At 64.6% G+C, this 6560-nt stretch carries 8 protein-coding genes and 1 pseudogene; 5 read left to right on the top strand and 4 right to left on the bottom strand.

Annotated features, from left to right (window positions below):
- From GTP90_RS15395 to GTP90_RS15385, 3 genes and pseudogenes are all read left to right on the top strand, one after another.
- Window positions 1-350: pseudogene (locus GTP90_RS15395) on the top strand (uroporphyrinogen-III synthase); the annotation flags it as partial.
- Window positions 347-1492: a uroporphyrinogen-III C-methyltransferase gene (locus GTP90_RS15390; RefSeq protein WP_161084370.1), complete on the top strand. Its 1146-nt coding sequence runs from the start codon at window positions 347-349 to the stop codon at window positions 1490-1492. The pseudogene GTP90_RS15395 and the gene GTP90_RS15390, both read left to right, overlap by 4 nt.
- Window positions 1493-1494: 2 nt before the next feature.
- Window positions 1495-2691 (top strand): heme biosynthesis protein HemY, encoded by a 1197-nt coding sequence (locus tag GTP90_RS15385; RefSeq protein WP_161084369.1) that lies wholly within the window; start codon window positions 1495-1497, stop codon window positions 2689-2691.
- Window positions 2692-2840: 149 nt separating this feature from the next.
- Here the strand turns inward: GTP90_RS15385 and GTP90_RS15380 are convergent, their stop codons facing one another.
- Genes GTP90_RS15380 through GTP90_RS15370 form a run of 3 tightly spaced genes read right to left on the bottom strand, consistent with a single transcriptional unit; the run spans window position 2841 to window position 4314 of the window.
- A complete protein-coding gene (locus tag GTP90_RS15380) occupies window positions 2841-3242 on the bottom strand; it encodes a hypothetical protein (RefSeq protein WP_161084368.1) in 402 nt (133 codons plus the stop codon).
- A gap of 57 nt (window positions 3243-3299) precedes the next feature.
- Window positions 3300-3569: a hypothetical protein gene (locus tag GTP90_RS15375; RefSeq protein WP_161084367.1), complete on the bottom strand. Its 270-nt coding sequence runs from the start codon at window positions 3567-3569 to the stop codon at window positions 3300-3302.
- Window positions 3556-4314, bottom strand: a complete 759-nt coding sequence (locus GTP90_RS15370; RefSeq protein ID WP_161084366.1) for a DUF899 domain-containing protein — start codon at window positions 4312-4314, stop codon at window positions 3556-3558. Before GTP90_RS15370 ends, GTP90_RS15375 begins: the two co-directional genes overlap by 14 nt.
- A 195-nt stretch (window positions 4315-4509) precedes the next feature.
- On the opposite strand from GTP90_RS15370, the gene ppa reads away from it, so the two are divergent.
- Window positions 4510-5052 carry an inorganic diphosphatase gene (gene ppa / locus GTP90_RS15365; RefSeq protein WP_117009736.1) on the top strand — a complete coding sequence of 181 codons (543 nt, stop codon included), beginning with the start codon at window positions 4510-4512 and terminating at the stop codon, window positions 5050-5052.
- 40 nt (window positions 5053-5092) lie between these two features.
- Here the strand turns inward: ppa and GTP90_RS15360 are convergent, their stop codons facing one another.
- Complete coding sequence (locus tag GTP90_RS15360) at window positions 5093-5683, bottom strand: Crp/Fnr family transcriptional regulator (protein ID WP_161084365.1); 591 nt, start codon at window positions 5681-5683, stop codon at window positions 5093-5095.
- Between the two features lie 244 nt (window positions 5684-5927).
- Here GTP90_RS15360 and GTP90_RS15355 point away from each other — a divergent pair, with 244 nt between their 5' ends.
- Complete coding sequence (locus GTP90_RS15355; RefSeq protein ID WP_161084364.1) at window positions 5928-6560, top strand: HdeD family acid-resistance protein; 633 nt, start codon at window positions 5928-5930, stop codon at window positions 6558-6560.

Here is a 6560-nt window from a genome sequence, read left to right as displayed (position 1 = left end):
GCCTGCGCGCGGCCGGCGCCGTGGTCGACGTGGTGCCGGCCTACCGCCGCTCGGTGCCGCGCCTGACGCCGGCGCTGGCGGCCACCTTGCGCGCTTTGCTGGCGCAGCAAAACGACTGGATCATCACCAGCTCCGAGGCCCTGCGCGGCCTGTGCGCGCTGCTGGCCCAGCTGGACGCGGAACACCCTGATGCAACGCAGCAGAATGCTGTTGCGGCGATGCAACAGCAGCATTTGATCATTCCGCACGCCCGAATTGCCGAAACGGCAAACAATTTGGGCTTTTCCCGACTGACGCTCACCGGATCAGGCGACGAACGCCTGCTGGCCGCGTTACAATCACGCCTATGAACGATTTGCCTACCTTACCCGATCCTGTCGTCTCCGCCGGCGCCGCCGCCGAGACTCCGCCCGCGGCCAAGCCGCAGCCCGAGCCCAGCCTGCTCGAAACCGTGCAACAGCCGCAAATGCTGCTGGTCGGTATCGTCGTGCTGGCCATTTTGCTGGCCGGCCAGACCTGGTCCTCGCACAACCAGGTGCGCAACCTGCGCGAGGAAATGGCGCGCCGCCTGCAAAAGGGCGACGCCAGCAACGCCGAAACCGGCACCCTGGCGCGCGCCGTGCAGGAGACCAGCAAGGAGCTGCAAGGCAAGGTCGCCCTGTTGGAAAGCAAGCAGCAGGAAGCGCAGAGCCAGCAACTGGCGCTGGAGCAGCTGTACCAGGACCTGTCCAAGAACCGCGACGAGTGGGCGCTGACCGAAATCGAGCAAGTGCTGTCGACCGCCAGCCAGCAGCTGCAACTGGCCGGCAACGTGCCGGGCGCGCTGATCGCGCTGCAGAACGCCGACCGCAGCCTGTCGCGCTCGGACAAGCCGCAATTCATCACCATCCGCCGCGCCATCGCCAAGGACACCGAAAAGCTCAAGGCCCTGCCGAGCGTGGATTCGGTGGGCATGGCGCTGCGCCTGGACAACGTGATCGCGCAGATCGACACGCTGCCGATGTTGTCGGACGAGCAGCCGACGCTGCCGGCGCCGCCGGAAAAGAAGGCCAAGGCCAAGCCGGCCGCGGGCAAGGGCGGCAAGCCTGAGCCGGTTGAGCAGACCAGCCCGTGGCTGCAAGCGATGCAGGACGCCTGGAGCGGCTGGAGCACCGAGATGTGGACCGATGTGCGCCAGCTGATCCGCGTACGCACCGTGACCACGCCGGACGCGCTGATGCTGTCGCCGACGCAGGCCTACTTCCTGCGCGAGAACCTCAAGCTGCGCCTGCTGAACGCGCGCATGGCGCTGTTGTCGCGCAACGAGGCGGCCTTCCGCGCCGACCTGATCGCGGCGCAGGAAGCGCTGGTCAAGTATTTTGACGTGCGCGCCAAGTCGACGCAGACCGTGCAGATGCTGCTGCGCCAGGTGCAGAGCAACAACCTGGCGATCGAGATGCCGACCCTGTCGGACAGCCTGAATGCTGTGCGCAACTACAAAGCGAAGCCATAGTCATGCGTTTATTTCTCTGGATAGTCGCTTTGATGGCCGCGGCCATCGGTATCGCCGTGACGGCGCGTTTCAACCCGGGCAACGTGGTGCTGTTCTACCCGCCGCACCGGATCGACCTGTCGCTGAACTTCTTCGTGGTGCTGGAGGTGGCGCTGTTCGCCTTCCTGTACGTGGTGATCCGCGCCTTCCGCGCCACCGTCAAGATGCCGGGCAAGGTCGCCGCCTACCGCCAGCGCAAGCGCGAGCGTGACGGCAACAAGGGCTTGCGCGAAGCGCTCAAGGCCCTGTTCGAAGGCCGCTTCGGCCATGCCGAGAAGGCCGCGATGCGCGCCTCGGAGCTGCCGGAAAACGCCGGCGTGGCCTCGCTGATCGGCGCCCGCGCCGCGCACCGCATGCGCCAGAGCGTCCGCCGCGACAACTGGCTGGCCAAGCTGGCCGACGACAACGCGATGAAAACCGCGCGCCTGATGACGATGACCGAACTGCTGGTCGACGACCACCAGCCGGAGCAGGCGCTGGCGGCGGTGCAGGAGCTCAACGCCAGCGGCACCCGCCACATCCACGCGCTGCAATGGTCGCTGAAGGCACACCAGCAGGCCAAGAACTGGCCCGAAGTGCTGCGCCTGGTGCGTTCACTGGACAAGCACCGCGCGCTGCATCCGGCGCTGTCGTCGCGCCTGCGCGAGCTGGCCTACGACGACATGCTGTCCGACAGCACGCACGACGCCGAATCGCTGCAACGCGTGTGGGCCACCGTGCCGAACGCCGACCGCATCAAGCCCTATGTGGCCTGCCGCGCCGCCACGGCGCTCAACGCGCGCGGGCTGCACGACGAGGCGCGCCTGGTGGCCGAGGAATCGCTGGCCGCCGACTGGGACGACCGTGTGGTGCGGGCCTACCGCGAAGCCGCCGCGCCGGCCGGCTCGGCCGCGCTGCTGATGCAGATCGAGCATTGCGAGAACTGGATCCACGCGCGTCCAACCGACGCCGAACTGGCGCTGACGCTGGGTTCCCTGTGCCTGAAGCAGAAACTGTGGGGCAAGGCGCAGCGCTACCTGGAGCAGGCTTTGTCGGATGCGGCCGATCCGCGCATGGTGCGCGAATCGCACCTGAAGCTGGCGCAGATGCACGAAGCGCTGGCCCAGCCGGAAGAAGCGGCCAGCCACTACCGCCAATGCGCGCTGGCCACCATCCTCTAAAAAAGAACCCGTCCTTGCGACGGGTTTTTATTTTTCGGACTGATGATCTTCCGCCTGGTTTTCGGAGCCAGGTTTTCCGGTCTCAAGATACACCCAGATTGAAACGCCCAGTCCGACAATTATTGCGATGGTGGAGGCGATGAACATGCCTATCTCTCCTTGACTCTCGGAAGATAGTAAAACGCGACCACTCCGAGCGCCATTGACGCCATGGAAAAACCGGCGCTGATAAAAAACATCAAGCTCGGGTCGACCAAGCCAGGATCGCGCTCCGCGACGACGTTGAGCGCGCACAGCACGCCATATAAGGTGATGAATAGCAGCGATATGCTGTTAAGAACGTTCTTCATGCCAGCCCCTTTTATTGATGCGTGCTCCAATTCGTTAAAAACTGAAATGTGCAGCACCAACCCGAATGCCACGAAATCCGATGCGGTAAATGGGGCGACTCGGCCAGAAGAGGTAACAAGCCAGGTCAGCATACGCGCCACGATCGGGATTAACCCGACGATAACGGTGTAGGCAAGCCACTTGCTCTTAGCCGATTTCATGTGAGGCCCCGAAATCCTCAGTTTAGGCGGGCTTCCGGGTTTTGCTATTGAGTCCGCTCACGGCGCCGTGTAGAACCTTTTCAGCAGCGCGTTGACGGCGGCGGTCAGGCCCAGCATCGCCGCCGCGTGCATGCCGGCGGCCGCCAGCACCAGCGTCTGCGAACCGGCCACGGCCACCTCGCGGATGGTGCCGTCGCTGCCGCACAGCGGAATCAGCATCGGCGCCAGCATCCCGGCGCCGTGGAGGGCCGTCATCAAGGCGGCTGACGCGACGTGGCCGGCCGCGATCGGCGTCACGGCCTGCAGCGCTTGGTTATGCTGCCGCATGACAGCACGCGGCAGCCACCGGCGCGGGCTCGTAACGGTCGTGGTGGCGCACCCATGCCATGGTGTAGGGCAGGGCGTCCTCGTGGCGGCCCAGCGGCGTCAGGTCGAGGAAGTTATAGGTGTGCATCATCACCTCCACGCCACGGCCGTAGGTCGAGTAGCTGTGGTAGACCACGCCGTCGTCATCCTTGTAGAACACGCTGACGCCGGGCATGTCGGGGTTTTTAATCGGCTGGCGCTGGTAGTTGTAATAGATTTCGCCGCTGGCCAGCTCCTCGGGTCGGAAGCTGACGTGGAAGTCGTAGTTGAAATCGCCCTCGCCGGACGACACCCAGTTGAAGCGCCACCCCATGCGATGGCGGAAGCGCTCGATGTCCGCCGGCGCCGCGCGCGAGACCGCGACGAAGGTCACATCGCGCTGCGCCAGGTGGGCGAGGGCGCCGTCGGTGTGATCCGCCATGTAGGAACAGTGGCTGCAACCCTGTTCGGCGCCGGGGGTGAACATGAAGTGCTGCACCATCAGCTGGCGCCGGCCTTCGAACAGATCGGCCAGCGAGCGCCGGCCTTGCGGCGTGTCGAACACATAGTTTTTCTCGACGCGCACCCAGGGCAAGGCGCGGCGTTCGCGGGCGACCTGGTCGCGCATGTGGGTCAATTCCTTCTCGCGCGCCAGCAAGTTCTGGCGCTGCCGCAGCCATTCGGCTGGCGAGACGACGGCATGGTTCAAGGATTCGGTACTGGTCATGGTTGGCTCCTGTTGATGCGCCCCGGATTGGCGCTGCAGGACAACTTTAGGCCAGTGGCCGCGCGGCAGTGAGTAACAAGATTGTCGTGAAACCACCGCGCCGGGGCGGTTTTGCGGTGCTGCGCCGCACAAGCGGGCTGTACTTCGCTATAATTACGCGGTTAAACATTTGCCAGCACTTACGAGGAAACCCCCATGAGCTTGAACAAAGTATCTTCCGGCCGCGATCTGCCGAACGATTTCAACGTCATCATCGAAATCCCGATGAACGCCGATCCGATCAAGTATGAAGTTGACAAGGAATCGGGCGCGATCTTCGTCGATCGCTTCATGGGCACCGCCATGCACTACCCATGCAACTACGGCTACGTGCCGAACACCCTGTCCGCCGACGGCGACCCGGTCGATGTGCTGGTGATCACCCCGTTCCCGCTGATTCCGGGCGTGGTCGTGCGTTGCCGTCCTGTCGGCGTGCTGAAGATGACCGACGAAGCCGGCGAAGACGCCAAAGTCCTGGCCGTGCCGGTGGACAAAGTACTGTCGATCTACAGCCACTGGCAGAAGCCGGAAGACCTGAACGAACTGCGCCTGCGCCAGATCCAGCACTTCTTCGAGCACTACAAAGACCTGGAAAAAGGCAAATGGGTCAAGATCGACGGCTGGTACGGCCCGGAAGAAGCGAAAGCTGAGATCCTGAGCGGCGTCGCAGCGTACAAGAAAGAAAACGGCATCGCCTAATCAGCGCCGCCAATGGAAAAGCCCCGCAAGGGGCTTTTTTTTATCCGCGCGGCGCGCCGCTGGCCGCCTCGGCCTCGCGCCGCAGGCGCGACATGTATTGCGGCGTGATGCCCAGGTAGGACGCGATGGCCCGCTGCGAGATGCGCGCCTCCAGCCCCGGATATTCCTCGCGGAAGGCCGCCAGCCGCTCGTGGGCCGAGGTCTCGCCGTTGGTGTAGGCGCGCTGCGCCAGCGTCCGCAGGCCGTGCATGGCGATATTGAGGTGGTAGTGCTGCATCACCTCGTGCTGGGCGCGCAGTTCGCAGGAGTGCTTCCAGTCCAGCGTGAAGCCGTGGATCGGCGTTTCCGCGACCAGGAATTGCACCGCCGGCTGGCCGTCTTCGCCGTTGATCAGGTCCGTCAGCGTGGTGGCCGACTCGCCCTCGCGGTAGAACCGCAGCGTCACCTCGATGCCGTCGCGGTTGAAGAAACCGCTGCGCACCACGCCGCTGCTGATCCAGTGCACCTGGGTCGCCGGCACGCCGGCGCGCTGCAGATACTCGCCCTTGCGCACGTGGAAAGGCTTGGCGATGGGCGCCAAAAGCTCGGTTACGTTGCTGTAGGATTCCTCGCTGACGTCGATCCGCTTCATGGTCGCGGTCTTGAAGCGCTCACGTTGTCTTATAAAATCTGCATTCATGCTTGGCTTGCCACGTTCCTGATAAAACCTACAACGGGCCCAGAGTATAGGCTCGATTGAAATTGCTGTGAAGCAAACTGGTTTCATCCTCCGCGAAGATATTAGGTAACGCTTCCATTCTACCTGCGTTTTACGGAACCCTTTGCCCGCCACGCCGGTCTGACATGGGTGAGCGACGGTTGACGGGGAGGTAAGCATGGATGCGAGGCCGATGGTATTGCGCAGCTGGTGGATGCTGGCGCTGCGGGGCGTGTTGTTGCTGCTGTTGGGCGGGCTGGCGCTGGCGATGCCGGGACCGACCGTGCTGGGGCTGGTGGCGATCTTCGCCGTCTATGCGCTGCTGGCCGGCGTCATCTACCTGGCCGGCACCTGGCGACACCGGCGCCACGCCACCGGCTCGCACGCGGTCGACTGGTGGCTGCTGTTGTTGCTTGGTCTGGTGAGCGTGGGCGCCGGCGTGGTGGCCGTCATGCAGCCCTTGCTGGCTGCCCTGGTGCTGGCAATCGTCATCGGTGTCAACGCCATGATCAGCGGCGTGCTCGACATCATCCTGGCCGTGCGCCTGCGCAGCCACTTGCGCGGCGGCGCCTGGCTGCTGCTGGCCGGCGGCCTGGTGTCGCTGGTGGTCGGCACGGTGCTGGTGACGCTGCCGGGCATGGGCGTGCTGGCGCTGGTGTGGCTGGTCGGCGCGTATGCCATCGTGGCGGGCGTGCTGTACCTGATGCTGGCCTACCGCGCCTACACCCCCGCGCCAGGCCGCGCGGCCTGGCCGGGCCACGACGAGCGGCGCACGGGCGAGCGCCGCACGGCGCCGGCCAGCCAGCATTGA

This window comes from Duganella vulcania (assembly GCF_009857655.1).
Taxonomy (GTDB): domain Bacteria; phylum Pseudomonadota; class Gammaproteobacteria; order Burkholderiales; family Burkholderiaceae_D; genus Rugamonas; species Rugamonas vulcania.
This window is presented reverse-complemented; position numbering and strand designations above follow the sequence as displayed.

Coding starts and splice junctions, on each gene's coding strand:
- GTP90_RS15380 (WP_161084368.1), bottom strand. CDS start 3,242: ATGAAATCGGCTAAGAGCAAGTGGCTTGCCTACACCGTTATCGTCGGG.
- GTP90_RS15360 (WP_161084365.1), bottom strand. CDS start 5,683: ATGAAGCGGATCGACGTCAGCGAGGAATCCTACAGCAACGTAACCGAG.
- GTP90_RS15355 (WP_161084364.1), top strand. CDS start 5,928: ATGGATGCGAGGCCGATGGTATTGCGCAGCTGGTGGATGCTGGCGCTG.
- GTP90_RS15390 (WP_161084370.1), top strand. CDS start 347: ATGAACGATTTGCCTACCTTACCCGATCCTGTCGTCTCCGCCGGCGCC.
- GTP90_RS15375 (WP_161084367.1), bottom strand. CDS start 3,569: ATGCGGCAGCATAACCAAGCGCTGCAGGCCGTGACGCCGATCGCGGCC.
- GTP90_RS15385 (WP_161084369.1), top strand. CDS start 1,495: ATGCGTTTATTTCTCTGGATAGTCGCTTTGATGGCCGCGGCCATCGGT.
- GTP90_RS15370 (WP_161084366.1), bottom strand. CDS start 4,314: ATGACCAGTACCGAATCCTTGAACCATGCCGTCGTCTCGCCAGCCGAA.
- ppa (WP_117009736.1), top strand. CDS start 4,510: ATGAGCTTGAACAAAGTATCTTCCGGCCGCGATCTGCCGAACGATTTC.